We start from the raw sequence: 16,894 nt of genomic DNA on the forward strand, positions 1-16,894 counted from the left end.
TGGCGCCGCGCCCCTCGCTGACATAAGGCTTGCTTTGGCAGAGATCGATTCCGAGCTGTGTGCACCCGAAGTGGAAGCGCCCTGCTTGATAGCCAGGGCCGTGGTCGACATAGAGCTTGTGCGGCACGCCGGCCGAGGTGCAGAGTGCGCGCAAGCCCGCGCGCACGCCCATCAAGCTTTCGGTGAGGAAGTAACGCGCCTCGGGGACGTAGCGTGTCGCGTGATCGATGAAGGCGCCGAGCTCGGTGCGTCGCACCTCGCCCGTCTCGAGACGCACGTAGGGTCCAGCGTGGAAGTCGCCGACCACGAAGTCGAGCGCTTGCGCGGCTTCCTCCGACGCGCCGAGCTCGAAATACGCGTCGAGGACCGGCATCATTCCTTGCGCCGCATTCGGCACCACGGCGACGACGCGCGCCGAGCCGGCCTGCGTCTCGATATCCGCCATCTGCGTGGCGAGGTTCTTGTTGCGCTCGTTGCCGTAGGCGTTCGTCCCCATGTTGTTGTTGACGATGGTCTTCGGCGCGTCACCCTCTGCCATGAACGCCTGATATGCCGGCGTGCCGGGGGCGAGGCCAGCGGCCTGCGCCCGAAGCTGCAGGTTCTGGAACCCGGCGGGAACAGCGCCCATGCCGCCGAGCGCGCCCTCGATATGCGCCAGCGCCTCCTCGGCCCCCTCGAAGGGGACGTTTTCGAGGTCGGGATACCCGTCGTTGAACGCGTCCCATGCCTCGGGTGACCGCAGCGCGAGCCGGCCTTGCATCAGCGAGGTTTCGAGCTTGGCCTTGGTCGAACTCAGCGCGCGCGCGTCGGCCCCGGAGGCGAACTCCTCGGCCTGCCGCCGCCCCTGCTCGCGGGCCATCTCAAGCCGGGCGTTGGTGTCCTGCCGCGCCAGATCAAGCCGCGCGCGGTCGTTGGCCATGCCGGCCCGCGTCGCGTCCATGCCAAGCCTCGCGACATCCATGTCGAGCCGCTTGCCCTGAACGCCGAGCGCCATCTGTGGATCGTATCCCGCCAGTTGCCCCAGGACAGCATGATCGCCGCGCATGATCGCCGCGCCGTTGGCCCGCATGAACTCCTGCGCCTGCTGCGCCCGATCCGCGTCCAGCATTGCGTTGCGGCCCTCGATCCCCCGGCGCATCGCCTCGCCGATGTTGATCCCGCCGTCCATCATCGGATTCATCCGTAGAGCCTCCGCTGGGCCTGCAAGCCTCGCAACTGGGCCAGCCCGATGTTAATGCCCTGATAATCCGGCAGCATGGGTTCTTCCTGCGCCGCGATCATCGCGTTCGGATTGAAGTCGGCGCCCTTCAGCATCGCGTTCGGCGCGCGCCGGTAGCCGATCAGATTGTCCGTGCCGAAGTTCGCCACGCTGACCTTGTCGCCCTGGTTCCCGCCGAGAACCCGGATCGTCCCGTCCTCGTTGAACCCGTCGAAAAACCCGACATGCCCCTTGCCGCCGCCTCGGTCGAACACCGCGAGGTCGCCGCGCTCCGGCTGATCCACTGCCTCGCCCCAGTCCTTGAACGACTGCGCCGCGTTCGACCCGGTGCCCTGCTGGCCTGTCTGTGCCAGCGTGGCGTTGACGAAGGCGGCGCACCACGCGGTGGTCATGGGGTCGAGGTTGACCCCGCCGGTCCGCATGTAGTCCTGCAGGGCGGCCTGGTCCGGGGCCTCGCCCTTCCCGAGCATCCTTGCCGCGAAGTCGATCGGGGTCGTCACGCGGGCCTCGCCATCGGCGCGGCGGTCTGCGGCTGCTGCTGTGTCGGGCGCCCCCACTGGCCGCCCATCTGATAGTAGGTCTGGAACGCGTTGTTGACCCCGTTGTTGATGCTCTGCCCGAGCATCTGCGCGCCCGTCATCCGGGCCGCGCCCGCTGTTCCGGCCGCTGACGCGGCCGCGTTGATGTTCGACCCCGCGCCAATCATGGCGTTGAGCTGCATCGCGTCGGCGCCCGCGATATTGCCATAGACCTGCTGATCGAGCTGCAAGCCCCGGTCGGCGTGGGTGTCGTTGATCCCGGTCATCTGGTTCGTATAGTTCGACCCCACGTTATAGGCGTTCGTCGCGTACTGGTCGCGGGCGCCGGTGATCATCGGCCGATAGGCGAGGTCGAGCGCGTTCTTGCCCGTGGTCGCGAAACGCCGCTCATCGCCCGCGCCCGTGGCATAGCGGTCGCGCTGGCCGGCGATGTCACCGGCGAAGCCGCGCTCCAGATCGGCGATAGACCCGGCCGCGCCCTGACCCATGCCGGCGAGGCCGAACAACTGCGCCATCTGGTTGTCGCGGTCTGTCGCCACGGTCCCGGAGCGGAGCCGCTCAAGCTCGGCCAGCGTTTCCCCGCTGTAGAGGCCGCCCGCGCCCGCCGCGCCGCCCTCCACCTGCTTGGTGCCCTCGCCAAGGAGGAACTTCGCGCCGGGGGACAGTTCCAGCCCGGAATATCCCGCCGGTCCCTTTCCGAGGCCGAGGTTGCTGGCATAGGCCAGCATGGCGTTCTTGCCCTGATCCGCATACGGCTGAAACCCGCCGATCGCCCGATCCCGCGCGTGCTTCAGGTCGCCGATATTGGCGTTCCGCGCGTGCTTCAGGTCGCCGAGGTTCCGACCAAGCGTGTCGTCCAGACGGTCCTGACCCTGGGAAAGGCCGTCGCGCAAGGTGTTGAGGTTGGCGTCGCGGGCCGTCTTGAAGCCATCGAGGCCCCGGTCCCGCAACTTGCGGGCGAGCATGGCGTTGTCGTCCCGTGCCTCGTCCGCGCGGTCGAGCGAGCGATTGTAGAGCTTGCCGGCGCGGGTCTTCTGCTCCGCGCGGTACTCCTTCGACAGCTTCCGAACCTGCCGATAGCGCTTGCTTTCGCGAACCGCCACCTGCTCCGCGACGCGGGTCGCATACTTGCTGCCCTGAGCGCCAAGAATGCCGGTAAGAAAGGAGCCTCCGCCGGAAATCGCCGCGCCAGTGATCGGGTCCATGCTCAGACCTCCAGCGCGGCGATGCGGGTTTCGTGATCCTCGGCCTTCGCCGCCGAGACTTCGATGGCGTCGGCCAGCGCGGCCAGCCACTGCCGAAACGCAAGCGTCATCTTCCCGTCTTCACCGACGATCTCGCCAAGAAAGGGTTCCATCAGGACACCTCCATATTGCCCTCGGAGAGGAGGGGAAAATCGACCGGATCGGTCATGTTGATCTCCACCACCATCCGCCGGAACATCCCGAGCGCGCGCCAGCGGCAGGTCGCATCGTAGCGGTTGGGAATGTCCTTGATCCTCGCGCGGCCAAACGTTGCGCCGCCGTCGCCGGAAAGCCGGACCCAGATGCGCGCCGGCCGGGCGATCATCTCGGTCTCCTGCGTGTCGGGCAGGAGGATCGGGCTTCCGTCCTCGGACAGGATCGGGTCGCCATATTCGTCCGTCAGCCAGTTCGGCGCGACCTCGGTCAGCCCCGAGGCGCCGAAATTGCCCAGCAACTCCAGCAGGTCAATGCGCCGCCGGGGGCCGCCGAAGTAAACCTCGCGCGACACCGCTGTGCGCCGCATCGGGCCAGACGCATCAATCGGCTTTTCCCCGAGGCGGAATATCCGTCCGGTCCGCCCGATCAGGTGCCAGCGCCCATAGGCGAACTCGGCCCCTATGACGTCCCAGGCATCGTGATCGACGCCAAGGCTGCGCTCGTGCCACATGCCGAGAGACAGGTCGCAGACCCATGCGGGGCGGTCCGAAAACCGGATAACCGCGAACCGCTGGCCGCGATCCTCGTAGTAGAAGCAATGCGTCGGATCGCCGTCCCTCAGCGCCTGGTCAATCGGCGGCGTTGACAGGGGTTGCGCGACCTGACCGGAGATCAGTTTCGCGGTGCGATCATGCCCCACGATGAACAGCCCCACCGGGGTCCGCGTCACGAGATTGAACCCGAGCAAGCCGGTTTCGATCACTGGCCCCTGAACGCGGCTGAACGCCCCGGCGCCGCCGCGCGCGGTTGACCCCCACACCTCGGTGTTGGTCTCTTTCAGGGCGTAGAGATACCCGCCGTTGTCGATGATCCGCATCACGCGGTCGTCTCGGGCCTCGGCGGTTCGGAAATACAGGGCGTTCCGATTGCCGGGGACACCGACCTCGGTCCATTCGATTTCGCGGCCGCCGCGCTGGGCCATCAGCGTGAACTGGTCGAGGAAAGCCGCCGACGAGATCGAGGCAATGCGCCCGCTGCCCGGCTGCGTCAGCGCCGCGCCATCCCAGACGTTATAGCTGCCCGCCGCCGATACGATCACATTGTCGCGGTTGCCGCTGATCGTGGTTTCGACGTCATCCGAAACGGCGGCGACGTTCGTCGTTATGCCGGTTTCGCTCACCTTCCACAGGGCGCCGCCCTGCACGATGTACAACACACCCTCGACAACGCCCCATGCGCGCGAAAAACCGAACGGCAGGCTGGTGAAGTCCTCCGCGCCCGGCACCGCGCGAAGCTTGAACTGCGCGCGGCCGCCCTCCGCGTTCGGCACGGGATAGAGGTTGATCAGCCGCTCCGACGTTGACCCGAGATCGGTGCTGTCCCGCGCGGACTTCGCGGCGAGGACGAGCCTCACGAGAAGAACACGCTATCTTCGCGGTCGGCCCCGAGCGCGAGGCTCAGCGCCTCGCCGGCCTGCCGCATCAGAAGCGACACGTCGCTCGGATAGGCTGGCGCCAACTCAATGGCGAGGTTCTTGACCACCGCGCGGCGCCACTCCTTCGGGCAGTCCAGATCGGCGTTCGCGCTCTCCTGATCCAGAATTTCGCGGGTGTAGACCACCGAGGCCGAGGCGATGGCCGATGGGGTCGGCCATATCTTCAGGGTCGATCCCGCGGGGCCTCGGACCTCGTGCCAGCATGTCGGACGGCCGAGCGTCGCCTTGTTCGGCAGGCGGTCATACTCCTCGCGGGACAGCCGCTCCATAGGCGTCTCGGCCGCATCGACATAGAGCACATCGAGGATTTGCACCGGGCGAGAGGGAAGCGCATAGCTGCCGACGCCGACCACCAACGGCACGCTCTGAACCGACTTGGTCCAGAGGCAATATCCGTAGCCCTGCCAGTCCCGCAGCATCCGGTCCAGCACCCGCGCGCCATGGGCGAGGGAGTCCATGGTGAGGGGCTCGTCCAAGGCCACCACGCCCAGATCGCGCAGCGCGTCGGATACCGCGTCCCTGACTTTCACAGCGCGCTCCAGTCGTTGCCTTGATCCGGGGTCCGCTCGATGTCCGGCGGCTCAGGGCGCACCCACGGCGGGTTCTGCCGGTCGGACTTGCCCTGAACGAAATCCTGGGGGTGGCGGGTCTCGAAGCATCCGCGACAGACGCGCAGGCCCTGCCAGTCCTGCGCAAGCTGGTGGTTCAGATAGATGAACCCGCAGCGGTCACATACCGCCTTCCACGCCCCGAAAACGTAGGCCATCAGGCGTCGATGACAGCGACTTTCCAGCCGCTCTGCACGAAGAGGTCGAGCGTGCCGCCGCTCGGAATGTACATCCCGCCGCCAACGGTCGCGACCGGCGAGGCCCCGCCGCTGACCACGTACATTCCGCCGCCGATCGCCGTGAGCCGCGCGACGCACTTGCGCGCCGCCGCCGCCGACTGGGCGCTGGCGCCGCTCGTGGTGACGTTCGCCGCCGCGATGAAGTCGCCATGGTAGACCGGCTGCACGCCATTGCGGCCCTGCGCGCCGACCTCGGCGAATACCACGTTGAGCGTCGCCATTACCGGGTCGCCACGGCGGAGATATAGTCGGCGATCAAGGTGCGGGTGCCCGTCACGCTGCCCGAGAGCGAGAACAGCACCGGGGCAAGCTCGGTCGCCGGAATGTTGGTGCTGTGCGTCGCGACAAGCTGGCGGTTCACGAAGAACCGGACCGCCCCCGTCCCGAGCACCTGGAAGCCGAGCCGGACATAGGTCGCATCCACGGCCAGAACGCCGCTCGCGGTCGAGGTCTCGGTATCGGACGCCTCGGTCTTGCAGAGGATCGAGGCGGAGCCGTCGTTGATCTGGAAGCCGATGCGGTTCGAGGCGAGCAAGCTGGCCTCGGGGTTCGTCGTGAACTTCTCGCAAAGGCCGATGAACGCGTCCTGATCGGCCGCGCTCGACAGCTTGACGCGCGCCTCGAACCAGATGCTGCGCCCGGCGGCGGGCAAGAAGATTTCCATGCCGCGGATCGAGGCGCCATCATCGTCGGTCGTCGCGGTGGATGTCAGGGACACCTCGCCCCCGGCGGCGTCCGCCACAAGCGCGACCGCCGCGCCGGAATCCTTGACGACAACCCAGTCGTTCGTCGCGTTGATCGCGGCGCCGGTGAAGTCGTCCCAGAACCATACGTAGTCCGGGCTGAAACCGACCGGATAGTCGGAAAACCATTTCTGATTGGCGCCGGAACCGGAACGCAGAATCTGCCCGGTGAATCGGGTATTTCCCATGGAAGTCTCCTGTCTTGGGAATGTCAGTCGCGAGAACTGTCAGGATGACGGGGCGGCCGTGACCGCCCCGCCGCGATCACGCGCCGGGCGTGCCGTAGATGGACCGCCACTCCGTCCAGCCGACCGAATAGCGCTCGTAGCCCTTGGCCTTCGCGTTGTCGGTGTCGAAGTCGTTATCCTGGCTGAACTCGTAAGCCTGACGCTGGAACGACATGAGGCCGTTCGGAACGTCGGTGGTCAGGAACCACGCATCGGAGTCGGTCAGGTACGGGTTGACCATCGCGCCCTGCGGAATCAGCCCCATCGACTGCACAGCGTTCACCGCGTTGTTGCTGGTGTCGTTCTGCAGGGTCGATTTCAGGATACGCTCGGCGTTGAAGGCTTCGCCGGGCGCGATGAGGAGCTGCTTGGCACGCAGCATGATCGGGAAGCCGCGCGAATTGCGCGCCACCATGATCTGCGTCAGCATATCCTCGAGGGAGGCTTCGGACAGGTCCGCCGCCGTCGCGAGGACGTTCGACTGGTTGCCCGAGAGCGTCGGGTGCGACGCCGAGCACAGGATAACGCCATCGGTGCCGCCCGTGGCACCGGCAGTGAAGGCGCGGTTCAGGACGTTCGCGTGAACGATCTCCTTCGCCGTCCGGAAGGACCGGGCCAGCATCTCGGCGCGGCGGAACGAGCGGGACTTGTACAGGTTATCCGCCAGTTCCTCCTTCGTGACGATGTAGCCCGAGGTGAAGGCAGCATGCACGTAGGTCGCGACGCCACCCTGGGAATGGGTGTCGTAGGTCGTCGCCGCGCCCTCGGCCTTGACCTGGGGAAGGCCGAAGCCGGTGGTCTCCACGTCTTCTTCCCGGTGCTTGTCCGAGCTTTCGACGGTGAAGACCTTGGAATAGAGCGCGGGCCACTCTTTGTACGAATTCATGGCGAAGGCATGGACGCCCGGCCACAGCGCTTTCGGGTGCGCACCACTCATGATCGGCATGGCTTACACTCCTACCGCGCTGTCTTTGTACTGGTGGACGTTCAGCCGCACCAACCACCGGCCATAGAGGCCGAACTCGTTGTCGGACCGCTGGACGAACTGGACCAGCCGCACGTCGTCGTCGGTGTCCGAGGTCTCGGAAATGTTCGCCGTCGAAATGACGACGGACGACTTGCCGGTGACCGTGCTGCCCGAGGTGAACCCGGAAAGCTGCGCGGTGGCGCCGTTGACGGTCGTCACCGACACGCCATCCTCCTGCGCCTCGAACAGCAGATCGGGGTCATCCGCGACATAGACGTAACGGTCCGTCGAAGCCGGGCGGTACAGGGGGCTTTCCTGCGTCACCGCCTTGAACCCGGTGACGACGCCAACCACGGGGTTGCCGCTCGAAACGTTGCCGGTGACCGTGGGGATGCCCTCGGCACTGCCGCCGCCGGCGAGTTTCACGAGTCCGCCGATGTAGATCGCGGTGTTGTCCGACGACGGCACGAAATAGACGTTCGACGCGCCATTGTACGGAGAACCGCTTACATACCGCACAGGCTCCAGCCCGCGCGGAGTGTTCGCATTTGCCATTTTATGGCGCTCCTGGGAAAAAGGGGAAGGGGGTTAGCCGCCCCGCCCTATGCGCGTGCTCGGCGTCCTGCCGTCCGCGCTCGGGGTGTAGCCGGCCTCGACGCCAGCGCCCGGAACCCGTCCGGTTCTCATGCTGGCCTCAACGTCATCGATGGCATCACTCTTTTTCCGTGCATCATCGTCGTGGTATGCTTTGGGCTTCCGCACGAGCACCATCCGCTCCGCACCCTTCGGCCCGATGCCGCCAAGCGTGGACACCTCGGCACCCTGCGCGGTCCCGTCCTGAGGCCGCACGAGACCATCCCGGTCGGTCACCAGTTCCCAATCGTCCTGCTTGGTCAGATCGTAGACCCGGTTTCCGGTGTCGTTGATCCAGCGGTACTCGTACTTCTCCCGGTCGAGCTGGTTCTCGTCCACGAACAGACGGACCCGGCGCCCGGACAGGTGATCCCCGTTCCGCCGACGCCGCTCGGTCTTGATCTGCGCGTTGCGGTTCTCGGTCATCGGGCATCTCCATGCAGCTTGCGGCTATAGGCCGCGTATTCCTCGACGCTCTTGAACGTCCCATCTTTTACGAACATCAGCGCGGCCGCCCGCTCATCGGCCGACAGGGCCACGTCGCGGGAGCCGCCGGCCAGCCCGCCGCCATCGACCATCGACCGGCGCGGCGCGGCCTTGGCACGGGCATCGGCCTCGATCCGCGCGACATATGCCTGCGGGTCGCGCGCGATCTCCTGCGCCTTGTGCCACGCGACCAGCGCCTCATAAGGCTCCGGACGCGTCGAGAAGCTGCGCAGAAAGTCCGGGCTGATCGTGCCGGCTTCCATCAGCGCCTGTTCGACGCGCTCCTTGCCGTGCGCCGCCTCCGCGCGCGCCTGGCTTTCGTGCAGGCGGCGGTTCAGGTCGTCGTTGGTGGAAGGCCGCTGGTTCTCGATTTCACGCTGCCGCTCGGCCGCCGCGTCATAGGCTGCGAGGTCCATGCCCTCGACCGCCGCCTGCTTGGCCTCCCGCACGCGGTCAAGTTCGACCTGCCAGCGCGCGGCTTCCTGTTCCCGCGCCGCCCGCTGCGCGACCGCGCTGGCGCGCTCGAGAGCCTCGAACCGCTGATCGCGCGCCCTCACCTCGTCCCGCAGAATTTTCACCTGTGTGCGCGGGCTTTCGAGATACCGCTCGGCATCCATCCAGCCGGCCGGCGCCTTGGTATACTCCGCCTCGGGCTTCCAGCCGTACTTGCGCGCCTCGGTCTCCGCCGCGCCGATCCGCGCCAACTCCTCCGCCGAAGGCTCGGAAGGCGCCTCGATCTCCGGCTCGATCTCCGGGATGTCGTCTTCGATGTCGCTCATGCAAGCACCGCCACGATGTCGCGATCCTTGATGATCCGGTATTCCTCGCCCGCGTCGTCCTTCGCGAACACGCCAGCGTGCTGCGCGAAAATCACGCGGTCCCCGACCCCGGGCTTGGGCTCCCCGGACGGCCAGTCATCGAAGGCGAAGGCCATCGGCGAGACGTGCGTGATGATCCCGCGCGTCGCCATGTGCTTGCCACGGTCGCGGGCATCGTCCGTCAGGATCAGACCGCCCTTGGTCTTCTCCTCGACCGGCTCTTGCCGCACCGCGATATTGTACTCCATCATTCGCAACGCCATCATTCATCGTCCTTCTTGAGGTAGGTCAAAACGCCCGCTTCGAGGTCGTTCTCGAAAAGGTCGCGGTAGAGCGCCATCTCGCGATGAAGCGCGATCCTCTCGGCGTCAGAAACCGGGTGGCCCTCCCACCACGCCTGCAGCGCCGCCGCCTTGCATTGCTCCAGGTACAGGCCCAAGGCCGCCCGGAATGCCTTGCTGACCGGGTGCTCCCGCCATTCCGAAAGCGCCTCGCCCGAGATTTGCGAGTAGTCCATCGCGTACCACCATCAGATTTGCCTGCAGGGACTGAAGTTGTGCCATCTGGTCCTGAAGGCCGAGCATCGCTGTTTCGGCCTCGGTCGCCTCGGCCTCGGCTACGGCCTTGATCGTGTCCGCTCGGGTCTTTTCGACCTGGGCAATCTTGACCTGAATGTCCGCGACCTTGACCACCATGTCGGCCTTGGCCATCTCGATCTGCATCGCCTGCATCTGCTGCTGCATCGGGTCGGGCTGCGGGAGAAGTTCCTCAACGTCCGGGATCGACGCGGCCTCGAGGATGCGCTTGCTCGCCGCCTGCGGGTTGACCTGGCCAGCCTCGGCCATCTCGCGCAGGAGGCTGGCCTTGCCCATCTGCTGCATCTTCGTGACCGCTGTCGGATCGGCCACCGGCAGGATGTCCATATCATCCATGTTGTAGTCGGCGCGCGGGTCAACGCCCTGCAGGTCGTGATAGGTGGCGTATTCCTCGGGCGTGACGATCTGCTGGCTCAGCCGCGCGACCAGCCGGTACTCATGCCGCAGCGCGCGGAAGATGCGCTTGAACGCCGCCGTGAACTGCGCCATCCCCTGCTCGACGAGCATCTGCATCGTGCCGACCGGCATGTTCTTCGCGCCAAGCTCGCCGGTGATCACGTCCTTGATGGACGACACCTCCTTGCCGGCGTCGATCAGCAGGCCGAGAAGCTGGAACATGTTCGCGTCGGCGGCCGGGAACGTCATCGGAACGATGCTGTCCTTGATGGCCGCGCCGCTCATGTTGAGCATCTTCCATTCGCCGGGCTTGAATTGCTGCGACCCGCCTTTGATCCTGAACTCGGACCCGAGGAACCCGCCGCCGCGCGCCGCCATGTGCGAACTGTCGATCATCAGGTTCAGGATCGTGTTGATCGCCTCGCTGATGTCCCCCAGCAGCAGCCCGAGGCCGGTTCCGTGCCATCCGCCATCAAGCGACGGCATGAACTTGTACGCCACGAAATAGGTGCCGCGCTTGATGCTGAGAATCTTGCCGGTCGGCGCCTGCATCATCTGGATGCCCTGCGGGCCGATGATGGGAACGTCCTGCATCTCCTGCGTGATGTCGTCCTCGCCGAAGTCCGCGACGATGCGCGCGACCTTGTGCGATGTCTTGTGGATGGTGACGATATACGGCTCCTCGTAGCCGTCCCCGTCCAGATCAAGCAGCCGGTGCTGCTCGAGGAAATCCTGAACCTCGGCCTTGTCCTCGCTCGTCGCCTCGACATAGTCGATGTCGCGCCAGTCGCCCGACTTGCGGCGTTCCATGATCTCGCGCGGGTAGAGCGGCAATTCCTCGGTCAGACGCGGGGCGTCGAACAGCGAGCGCACTTTCTCGTTGACGATCAGCGCGCCCGGCGAGACCAGCCGGCAGCGCAGACGCTTGCGCGCATGGTCGATCCACCATTTGCGGTACATCGTTCCGACGAGCGGCAGTTGCACGAGAAGATCGTCGGTGGTCTCCTCCCACTCCTCAACCCGGCTGGTGAGCATGTAGCTCATGTGCGAGCCGACGCGCTCGGCCCGCGCCGCCTTGATGCCTTGAGGATCCTTGCCCTTAACCTCGCACTTGACGACGTCCGCGCCGGGGATGATCGCCGGGTATGCCTTCGCGTTGAATTGCAGGCAGGCCGTCGTTACCAGCGGATACCGGGCGTTGCTGCTGCCCTTCCACGGGTAGCTCTTTTCCGCCTTGACCAAGTTCGCGAGGTCCATCCCGCACTTCATGCGCTCCAGCCATGAGGCCATCGAGCGGCGGTCAATGTCGTAGTCCGTCGCCACGTCCTCGCCGATCTCCGCGAGGCGCGCCTCGTCCAGATGGTCCGCGATGTTCGGCATCTGCGTAAGGCTGGTGAGGACCGCCATCGGCGCCTCGGGCGCATCCGTCATCACCTGATCGTCCATCAGTACCCCGTCACAGATGATCGCCCGCGCGGGCTGTCGTCGCGCCACTCGTCGTAGTCGTCGGCGCGCTTGCCCACCGGGTAGGCGAATGTCAGCGCCAGCGCGTCGGCCTTGTCGGGCGAGGGAAGGCCACGCTTGCGCATGTCCTCCTTCTTCTCGAGGAGGATCGCGTTGTTCGCGTCGAACTTGTACTGAACGGCGGTCATCTGCGCCTCGAGCTGGATGTCGATCGGGATCGACACCGAGCCTTGCGCCAGCCAGTCGCGCATCCTGGCCCACATCTCGGCGCGCTTGTTGGCCGTCTTGACGCTGGCCGTCCCGTCGCTGCGCCGCGCGCTGTCGACCGCGATGATGTTGCGCCCAAGCTGGCGCAGACGATCAACCACGCCCGCGCCGATGCCGCCGGCGTCAACGAACACCGCGTCGGGACCGAGCCTGTCCATCTCCATCGCGACCCGCGCGGCAACCTCCATCGTGTCGAGGTTGCGATATGTCATCCACGGCTCAGCCCGCGCATTGCGCCCGCGCCTGATCGCTATGACGGTCTCGTCCATGCCGAACCGCGCCACGTCGACGCCCATGATCATCTCGTCATTCACGTAGAACGGCACGTCCTCGCCCATGGCCCGCTCAACAAGACCGGCTGGGATGAACTGCGCGTCGCCGACCTGCTCGTAGTCGCCGAGCCACGTGTGTCGGTAGCGGTCCGGGTCGCCCGCCTCGTCGTGCCGGCGCTCCGCGTCGAGCGTCGCCGGGAACCATGGATTGTCGTAATAGTTCGCGCGGACGACAATCGACCCCTCCGGCGGAGAAGCGCGGAGGAACCTGTCAATCGGGTCGGTTCGGAAGCGCGGGTTCCACGATGCCCATATCTCCGACCCTTCCTTGCGGATGGTCGGGCGCAGCAAGTCAAGGCTGCGCTGGGAGACTGATTGCGCCTCCTCGATCCATGCCACGTCGATGCCTTCGAGCGACTTGATGCTCTCGGCCGTGTGGTCCACCATGCCTTGAAAGATGATCAGGCCGCCGCCGGGCGTCTTGATCTGGTCGGTCTGTACCTCGAACATCCGGCCGACGCCAAGCGCGTCGATCTTGTCCTCGATCAACCGCTTCGCGCTCTCCTTGAGCGACTTCTGAACTTCGCGGACACACACCGCGCGCGTGCCTGGGTGCAGGACCGAATGCTCGATCAGCAGTTCGGCGCAGAAATGCGATTTGCCCGATCCGCGTCCGCCGAAGATGCCCTTGTAGCGGCTTGGCTTGAGGAGCGGCTCGAAGCAACGGGCCGTCCTGATCTCAAGCGTTTGGGTCAACGATCACGCGGCGGATAACGTCGATCGGGATAGCGCCGCCATTGGGGCCGGCATGCTCAATCGACGACAGATCGGGCAGCACCTTTTTCAGCAGCGCAATGCCGGCTGTCACCTGTGATGCGCCCATTTCCCTTTTGCCTTCAACGTGCTCAATCAGCGCATTGAGGATGTTGCTGTTCTGGATTTTAACCCGGTGCTGGTCCGACATGCGGAAACCAGCCGTGCGACCACGCCCTGCCATCGATAATCACCATCGCCTTATTCGTGAGAACGCCACGTCCAGCACCACGCTATCCAGCCATTCGAGAGCGGCGGAGGCGGCGGCGTCCATGCCGGCTATGTCGGTGGAGCGGCCATCCCGTTGGGCGCCTCGCGCCTCATCCAGTACCGCGCGGTATGTGCGCATCGGTGCGCCATGGTGGCGCATGGTGACGCTGCGGACTGGCGGGATGGAGCCCATAGCGGCCTCCGAACGCAAAAAGCCCGCGCGCGGCGGGCTTCGGGCGGTCTTTTCGACCGTATCAACAAGCTAGCATCCTCGATGGGGGAAAGTCAAGCGGCGCGCGATCGCCTCGCGATTGGCCTAAATTAATTGTCCCGAGTCCCCATTTTCCGCTTGCTAATTGTCTCGGCGGACATTATATATGGTTCATCGAAGCAAGGCACAACGGGGAAGCGAAATGACCATCACCATCGATACCTACCTCTCGATTGCCGACGCGGTTGCCAATGGCGATCACTTCGCCTGCTTCGAAACCCAGACCGGCGCGGACGGCCGCCGCTTCATCGAGGGCGCCAACTTCTACGCGCTCAAGGGCGCCATCTACACGAAGGATGGCGAATACTACTGCGCGCCGCGCGCCAAGGAAATCCTCGTCTGGCTCCACGGCTCCGCCCGCTCGCAGGCTTCCGAGGAAATCATCGCGATCGAGGATGCCAACGCCCCGCGCGTCCGCTACTCCCGCCCCGGCGCGACCTACCACACCGGCCAGTATCTCCTCCCGCTCTGAAAGGATCGCCAGCATGACCCCTTCCACCATAACCCGCATCGGTCGCCTCTACTCGGACTGGACTGGCCATAATCCCTTCGAGGATTGCCCGAGCATTGACCCGCGCGTGATCCTGACCAAGATGCGTTCAAGCCGCGCGGAACTTCGCCGCGCTGGCGCCACCATCATCACGCTTGCCCCATCCGATATGGACCAGTTTTTCGCCGACAACGATGGTGAACTTGATGACGACGAAGCCGCCATCCGCGCCGCATTGTCTCGCGGCGATGATTGGATCGTCGGCGGAGGCGCGGCCGAGGCCTTCATCATTCGGCGCGCGTGACCAATGACCATCCATCCCAAGACCATCCGGCGCCGGCTCGAAAGGGCCGGCTATGTCTCTGTGATCGTCGCTGGCAAGCCGGGATGGGTTCCCGCCGCCTATGCCGCGCGCATCAAGGCGCAGATCGAAATGCACCGCGAGGACGTGGCCGCGCTTGAGGCGGAACCGGCGCGGCCGGTCGGGCGTCCGCCGAAGCCGGCCGACGGTTAGGATGCCACACGGCGAGAGAAGGCCGAAACAGCAATAATCATGTATCGACCAAAACGCCAATTTCGGCGCGCTGTTCGCAAAAACAGCAGGATTTTCATATACATAACTAGGTCGACAACTTTGGCAGCCAAGCGACCGACAGCTAGGCGCCCGCTTCAGCCATAGACAGGCACGCCATAGACCGCTGCGGCGGCGTTGAGGCCCGCCGCTAGGTTCAGGTATTCTTGCGCGTTGTCCCGGACCGCGCCGAGCTTCTCGTCATAGACAGCCACGCGCCTGACCGCCGCATAGGCAGCGGGACCAGCCTTGTTCAGGATGGCGTGCATCCGCTCCTTGGCGCGAATGATGCGTTCGGCCTGTTCGCCGGTCTCGTGCGACTTGCCGCCGGCGCGCGGCACGCAACTGTCTGTCCCCGCCGATGGGTGTCCCCAGACGGCCTCGTGATCGGCCTCGAAACGAACACCGGCTTCGGCTTGCTGGCGAGAGATAATCCCCCGGCTTTGAAGCAAGTCGAGCCTGGTGTTATGAACCCGAACGTATGGCCGCCGGTCGCCTTTGTGCTGTTCCCGCCGCTCGTATTCCGCGTGCTGGCGGGCGTATGTGCTCGGGCCAGTGATGGGGTCGCTTGGCTGTGCCGATGATTCTGGCGCGGGCCTGTGCGCCTTGTCGCGGCGTTTCTCGCCCTTGGTCCTTGCCTTGGTCATTGGGCGCGCCTTCATCTCCACCCCCGCGCCGAGACCCGAACAAGTGATGTGTCTTCGCTGGGGTCATTGAGCCGCCGCGCCAATCGACCCGCGATGGTGCGCAGTCGGTCGGATTGGGCGTACAGCTTTTCCTCGCGGAGCCAGTTCATAACGTCTGCGATGTCGTCTATCGCGGCGCCGACGTCGCCTTCGAACCCCTTTATCCGCTGCGGGAGGCCGTGGTATTCGGCATATGCCGCGCCGTTCCACCACGGCATATCGGTGTAGTTCTGTACCGCATTAATCAGCTCCTGCGGTAAGTCGCGCGCGCTCATTCGCCAGCCGCCCGGCCGATCGTGACCGTCGAGCCGGCCGGCGCCGCGTCAATCTGGGATTGGATGCTCATTCTATGCCTCCATCAATGCTGGGCCAGTCGGTGAAAGGGCCGCGCCGGAACGGCTCGCTGCGGCCAAGGGCGTCGGTGCCGCGCACATCGAGCGCAAGGATCGCCTCGGCCAGATGCTCGGCCATGCCGGCGTAGCTCCATCCCATGCGTGCGCACTCGGCGCGGATCGTATCAGCGGCGCGTTGCAGATCGGTTGTCATTGGGCGATCCTTTCACGGGACATGACGGTTTCAGCGAGGGCGATGTACCGCTCGGCGCCCGGCTCGGCCTTGGCGGCGAGGGTGGCCTCGCGGCATAGCTCGGGCGCATTCGACAGGCATTGCAGGAGGAGCAGGATCGTGGCGGCGGTCATGGTCAGCACCAGATCAGCCGTTTGCCGTTCTCGGCGTTCCTGGTCAGCACAGCGATGCTGTTCGCCCGCCATGTCGCCAGCCATTCAGGGCTCTGCCCCTGTGGTGCGCCGATCACACGGGCGCGCAGCCGTTCCCAATGTGCGGCGGGGTCCATCAGAAACTCCGCTTCAAGAAGTTGCCGGCGGGCGCTCCATACGAGCGGGCGGGCGGCGGTCATTGGGCGACCCTCAGGACGCCTTCCTTGTTCATGGCGAGAATGAGCCGGGATTGCGGGTCGTCCGGCGCTTCATCGGCATCGGCGATGGACTGCGCCGAGTAGCCGCGCGGGCGAGACGGGACTGGCGATGGCAGCGAGCCGTCCGGGCGCCGAGCCTGACCCAAGACGCATGTCGATAGGCCAAGCCGCTGGCGGCGCGTGCGGATGGCCGTGGGCGAGCGGCCCGGCAGTAATGCCTGAAGCGCCTCGTCATCATCGCGGACCGGACCGTCCAGCCATGCGATGATGGCATCCTCGTGCGGCGTCCATGAAGTGCCGCCGCTCATTGCAGCACGTCCCAATGGTGGCTGTCCGCCTGCTTCCCGGTGATGAAATCCATCACATCGTCGGCGGTTGGGCCCCTCTTGGAGTCGAAATCGACGCGGGCTTGCTCAAAGATATTGTGCCCCGGCCGATCGTAATACGGCTCGAGGAGCGCGGCGCCGCGGCTGCCGAGGGCGCCGTCGGCGTAGAGCTTGACGCCGACGAGCGCGTAGCGCTGGTCGGGGCGCATCCGCTCGGCCGGCTG

At 65.7% G+C, this 16,894-nt stretch carries 26 protein-coding genes and 1 pseudogene; 3 read left to right on the forward strand and 24 right to left on the reverse strand.

Annotated elements, in window-relative coordinates; translation table 11 throughout:
- The 17 genes and pseudogenes from Q0480_RS00575 to Q0480_RS00655 all read right to left on the reverse strand — a co-directional run.
- A pseudogene (locus Q0480_RS00575) lies at nt 1-1,168 on the reverse strand (hypothetical protein); the annotation flags it as partial.
- Nucleotides 1,169-1,176: 8 nt separating this feature from the next.
- Nucleotides 1,177-1,719 carry a TIGR02594 family protein gene (locus tag Q0480_RS00580; RefSeq protein WP_298621534.1) on the reverse strand — a complete coding sequence of 181 codons (543 nt, stop codon included), beginning with the start codon at nt 1,717-1,719 and terminating at the stop codon, nt 1,177-1,179.
- Nucleotides 1,716-2,963, reverse strand: coding sequence for a hypothetical protein (locus Q0480_RS00585; RefSeq protein WP_299129671.1), 1,248 nt, complete (start codon nt 2,961-2,963; stop codon nt 1,716-1,718). Before Q0480_RS00585 ends, Q0480_RS00580 begins: the two co-directional genes overlap by 4 nt.
- Nucleotides 2,964-2,965: 2 nt before the next feature.
- Complete coding sequence (locus tag Q0480_RS00590; protein ID WP_298621536.1) at nt 2,966-3,115, reverse strand: hypothetical protein; 150 nt, start codon at nt 3,113-3,115, stop codon at nt 2,966-2,968.
- A complete protein-coding gene (locus Q0480_RS00595; RefSeq protein WP_298621537.1) occupies nt 3,115-4,572 on the reverse strand; it encodes a hypothetical protein in 1,458 nt (485 codons plus the stop codon). Before Q0480_RS00595 ends, Q0480_RS00590 begins: the two co-directional genes overlap by 1 nt.
- Nucleotides 4,569-5,183, reverse strand: a complete 615-nt coding sequence (locus Q0480_RS00600) for a hypothetical protein (protein ID WP_298621538.1) — start codon at nt 5,181-5,183, stop codon at nt 4,569-4,571. Before Q0480_RS00600 ends, Q0480_RS00595 begins: the two co-directional genes overlap by 4 nt.
- On the reverse strand, nt 5,180-5,419 hold the full coding sequence (locus Q0480_RS00605; protein ID WP_298621539.1) for a hypothetical protein: 240 nt from the start codon (nt 5,417-5,419) through the stop codon (nt 5,180-5,182). The genes Q0480_RS00600 and Q0480_RS00605 overlap by 4 nt, the downstream gene beginning before the upstream one ends.
- On the reverse strand, nt 5,419-5,721 hold the full coding sequence (locus Q0480_RS00610; RefSeq protein ID WP_298621540.1) for a hypothetical protein: 303 nt from the start codon (nt 5,719-5,721) through the stop codon (nt 5,419-5,421). Before Q0480_RS00610 ends, Q0480_RS00605 begins: the two co-directional genes overlap by 1 nt.
- Nucleotides 5,721-6,431: a hypothetical protein gene (locus Q0480_RS00615; RefSeq protein ID WP_298621541.1), complete on the reverse strand. Its 711-nt coding sequence runs from the start codon at nt 6,429-6,431 to the stop codon at nt 5,721-5,723. The genes Q0480_RS00610 and Q0480_RS00615 overlap by 1 nt, the downstream gene beginning before the upstream one ends.
- Before the next feature lie 76 nt (nt 6,432-6,507).
- Complete coding sequence (locus Q0480_RS00620) at nt 6,508-7,416, reverse strand: hypothetical protein (RefSeq protein WP_298621542.1); 909 nt, start codon at nt 7,414-7,416, stop codon at nt 6,508-6,510.
- A 3-nt stretch (nt 7,417-7,419) separates the two neighbouring features.
- A complete protein-coding gene (locus Q0480_RS00625) occupies nt 7,420-7,992 on the reverse strand; it encodes a hypothetical protein (protein WP_298621543.1) in 573 nt (190 codons plus the stop codon).
- Between the two features lie 33 nt (nt 7,993-8,025).
- Complete coding sequence (locus Q0480_RS00630) at nt 8,026-8,496, reverse strand: hypothetical protein (RefSeq protein WP_298621544.1); 471 nt, start codon at nt 8,494-8,496, stop codon at nt 8,026-8,028.
- On the reverse strand, nt 8,493-9,335 hold the full coding sequence (locus Q0480_RS00635) for a hypothetical protein (RefSeq protein ID WP_299129674.1): 843 nt from the start codon (nt 9,333-9,335) through the stop codon (nt 8,493-8,495). The genes Q0480_RS00630 and Q0480_RS00635 overlap by 4 nt, the downstream gene beginning before the upstream one ends.
- Nucleotides 9,332-9,640 (reverse strand): hypothetical protein, encoded by a 309-nt coding sequence (locus tag Q0480_RS00640; protein WP_298621546.1) that lies wholly within the window; start codon nt 9,638-9,640, stop codon nt 9,332-9,334. The genes Q0480_RS00635 and Q0480_RS00640 overlap by 4 nt, the downstream gene beginning before the upstream one ends.
- 102 nt (nt 9,641-9,742) lie before the next feature.
- A complete protein-coding gene (locus tag Q0480_RS00645) occupies nt 9,743-11,812 on the reverse strand; it encodes a hypothetical protein (RefSeq protein WP_298621547.1) in 2,070 nt (689 codons plus the stop codon).
- The gene (locus Q0480_RS00650) at nt 11,812-13,125 is read right to left on the reverse strand and encodes a PBSX family phage terminase large subunit (RefSeq protein ID WP_298621548.1); all 1,314 of its coding nucleotides are present in this window, start codon (nt 13,123-13,125) and stop codon (nt 11,812-11,814) included. Before Q0480_RS00650 ends, Q0480_RS00645 begins: the two co-directional genes overlap by 1 nt.
- Entirely contained in the window at nt 13,109-13,366 is a 258-nt protein-coding gene (locus tag Q0480_RS00655) for a hypothetical protein (RefSeq protein WP_299129675.1), read from the reverse strand. Before Q0480_RS00655 ends, Q0480_RS00650 begins: the two co-directional genes overlap by 17 nt.
- Before the next feature lie 439 nt (nt 13,367-13,805).
- Between Q0480_RS00655 and Q0480_RS00660 the strand changes: the two genes are divergently transcribed.
- From Q0480_RS00660 to Q0480_RS00670, 3 genes are read left to right on the forward strand one after another with little or no spacing between them, the layout of a single operon-like run.
- Nucleotides 13,806-14,135: a hypothetical protein gene (locus Q0480_RS00660; RefSeq protein ID WP_299129677.1), complete on the forward strand. Its 330-nt coding sequence runs from the start codon at nt 13,806-13,808 to the stop codon at nt 14,133-14,135.
- A gap of 13 nt (nt 14,136-14,148) precedes the next feature.
- Nucleotides 14,149-14,457: a hypothetical protein gene (locus tag Q0480_RS00665; RefSeq protein ID WP_299129678.1), complete on the forward strand. Its 309-nt coding sequence runs from the start codon at nt 14,149-14,151 to the stop codon at nt 14,455-14,457.
- Nucleotides 14,458-14,460: 3 nt separating this feature from the next.
- Nucleotides 14,461-14,667 (forward strand): hypothetical protein, encoded by a 207-nt coding sequence (locus tag Q0480_RS00670; protein WP_299129679.1) that lies wholly within the window; start codon nt 14,461-14,463, stop codon nt 14,665-14,667.
- 155 nt (nt 14,668-14,822) lie between these two features.
- Here Q0480_RS00670 and Q0480_RS00675 read toward each other — a convergent pair whose 3' ends face one another.
- The 7 genes from Q0480_RS00675 to Q0480_RS00705 form a co-directional block, all read right to left on the reverse strand.
- Nucleotides 14,823-15,371, reverse strand: coding sequence for a hypothetical protein (locus Q0480_RS00675; RefSeq protein WP_299129681.1), 549 nt, complete (start codon nt 15,369-15,371; stop codon nt 14,823-14,825).
- An 11-nt stretch (nt 15,372-15,382) separates the two neighbouring features.
- Nucleotides 15,383-15,685, reverse strand: a complete 303-nt coding sequence (locus Q0480_RS00680) for a hypothetical protein (protein ID WP_299129683.1) — start codon at nt 15,683-15,685, stop codon at nt 15,383-15,385.
- A 67-nt stretch (nt 15,686-15,752) separates the two neighbouring features.
- Nucleotides 15,753-15,956: a hypothetical protein gene (locus tag Q0480_RS00685; RefSeq protein ID WP_299129684.1), complete on the reverse strand. Its 204-nt coding sequence runs from the start codon at nt 15,954-15,956 to the stop codon at nt 15,753-15,755.
- Complete coding sequence (locus tag Q0480_RS00690; protein ID WP_299129685.1) at nt 15,953-16,117, reverse strand: hypothetical protein; 165 nt, start codon at nt 16,115-16,117, stop codon at nt 15,953-15,955. The genes Q0480_RS00685 and Q0480_RS00690 overlap by 4 nt, the downstream gene beginning before the upstream one ends.
- Nucleotides 16,111-16,263 carry a hypothetical protein gene (locus Q0480_RS00695; protein WP_299129687.1) on the reverse strand — a complete coding sequence of 51 codons (153 nt, stop codon included), beginning with the start codon at nt 16,261-16,263 and terminating at the stop codon, nt 16,111-16,113. Before Q0480_RS00695 ends, Q0480_RS00690 begins: the two co-directional genes overlap by 7 nt.
- A gap of 59 nt (nt 16,264-16,322) precedes the next feature.
- Nucleotides 16,323-16,652, reverse strand: coding sequence for a hypothetical protein (locus tag Q0480_RS00700; protein WP_299129688.1), 330 nt, complete (start codon nt 16,650-16,652; stop codon nt 16,323-16,325).
- On the reverse strand, nt 16,649-16,894 hold a 246-nt coding region (locus Q0480_RS00705; RefSeq protein ID WP_299129689.1), incomplete at its 5' end, for a hypothetical protein. The genes Q0480_RS00705 and Q0480_RS00700, both read right to left, overlap by 4 nt.

The organism is uncultured Amaricoccus sp., assembly GCF_937891315.1.
Taxonomy (GTDB): domain Bacteria; phylum Pseudomonadota; class Alphaproteobacteria; order Rhodobacterales; family Rhodobacteraceae; genus Amaricoccus.

Excerpts from the sequence above, each read along its gene's own strand:
- Q0480_RS00585 (WP_299129671.1), bottom strand. The coding sequence starts at position 2,963 with ATGGACCCGATCACTGGCGCGGCGATTTCCGGCGGAGGCTCCTTTCTT.
- Q0480_RS00590 (WP_298621536.1), bottom strand. The coding sequence starts at position 3,115 with ATGGAACCCTTTCTTGGCGAGATCGTCGGTGAAGACGGGAAGATGACG.
- Q0480_RS00605 (WP_298621539.1), bottom strand. The coding sequence starts at position 5,419 with ATGGCCTACGTTTTCGGGGCGTGGAAGGCGGTATGTGACCGCTGCGGG.
- Q0480_RS00610 (WP_298621540.1), bottom strand. The coding sequence starts at position 5,721 with ATGGCGACGCTCAACGTGGTATTCGCCGAGGTCGGCGCGCAGGGCCGC.
- Q0480_RS00615 (WP_298621541.1), bottom strand. The coding sequence starts at position 6,431 with ATGGGAAATACCCGATTCACCGGGCAGATTCTGCGTTCCGGTTCCGGC.
- Q0480_RS00620 (WP_298621542.1), bottom strand. The coding sequence starts at position 7,416 with ATGCCGATCATGAGTGGTGCGCACCCGAAAGCGCTGTGGCCGGGCGTC.
- Q0480_RS00625 (WP_298621543.1), bottom strand. The coding sequence starts at position 7,992 with ATGGCAAATGCGAACACTCCGCGCGGGCTGGAGCCTGTGCGGTATGTA.
- Q0480_RS00630 (WP_298621544.1), bottom strand. The coding sequence starts at position 8,496 with ATGACCGAGAACCGCAACGCGCAGATCAAGACCGAGCGGCGTCGGCGG.
- Q0480_RS00635 (WP_299129674.1), bottom strand. The coding sequence starts at position 9,335 with ATGAGCGACATCGAAGACGACATCCCGGAGATCGAGCCGGAGATCGAG.
- Q0480_RS00640 (WP_298621546.1), bottom strand. The coding sequence starts at position 9,640 with ATGATGGCGTTGCGAATGATGGAGTACAATATCGCGGTGCGGCAAGAG.
- Q0480_RS00645 (WP_298621547.1), bottom strand. The coding sequence starts at position 11,812 with ATGGACGATCAGGTGATGACGGATGCGCCCGAGGCGCCGATGGCGGTC.
- Q0480_RS00655 (WP_299129675.1), bottom strand. The coding sequence starts at position 13,366 with ATGGCAGGGCGTGGTCGCACGGCTGGTTTCCGCATGTCGGACCAGCAC.
- Q0480_RS00660 (WP_299129677.1), top strand. The coding sequence starts at position 13,806 with ATGACCATCACCATCGATACCTACCTCTCGATTGCCGACGCGGTTGCC.
- Q0480_RS00665 (WP_299129678.1), top strand. The coding sequence starts at position 14,149 with ATGACCCCTTCCACCATAACCCGCATCGGTCGCCTCTACTCGGACTGG.
- Q0480_RS00670 (WP_299129679.1), top strand. The coding sequence starts at position 14,461 with ATGACCATCCATCCCAAGACCATCCGGCGCCGGCTCGAAAGGGCCGGC.
- Q0480_RS00675 (WP_299129681.1), bottom strand. The coding sequence starts at position 15,371 with ATGACCAAGGCAAGGACCAAGGGCGAGAAACGCCGCGACAAGGCGCAC.
- Q0480_RS00680 (WP_299129683.1), bottom strand. The coding sequence starts at position 15,685 with ATGAGCGCGCGCGACTTACCGCAGGAGCTGATTAATGCGGTACAGAAC.
- Q0480_RS00685 (WP_299129684.1), bottom strand. The coding sequence starts at position 15,956 with ATGACAACCGATCTGCAACGCGCCGCTGATACGATCCGCGCCGAGTGC.
- Q0480_RS00695 (WP_299129687.1), bottom strand. The coding sequence starts at position 16,263 with ATGGACCCCGCCGCACATTGGGAACGGCTGCGCGCCCGTGTGATCGGC.
- Q0480_RS00700 (WP_299129688.1), bottom strand. The coding sequence starts at position 16,652 with ATGAGCGGCGGCACTTCATGGACGCCGCACGAGGATGCCATCATCGCA.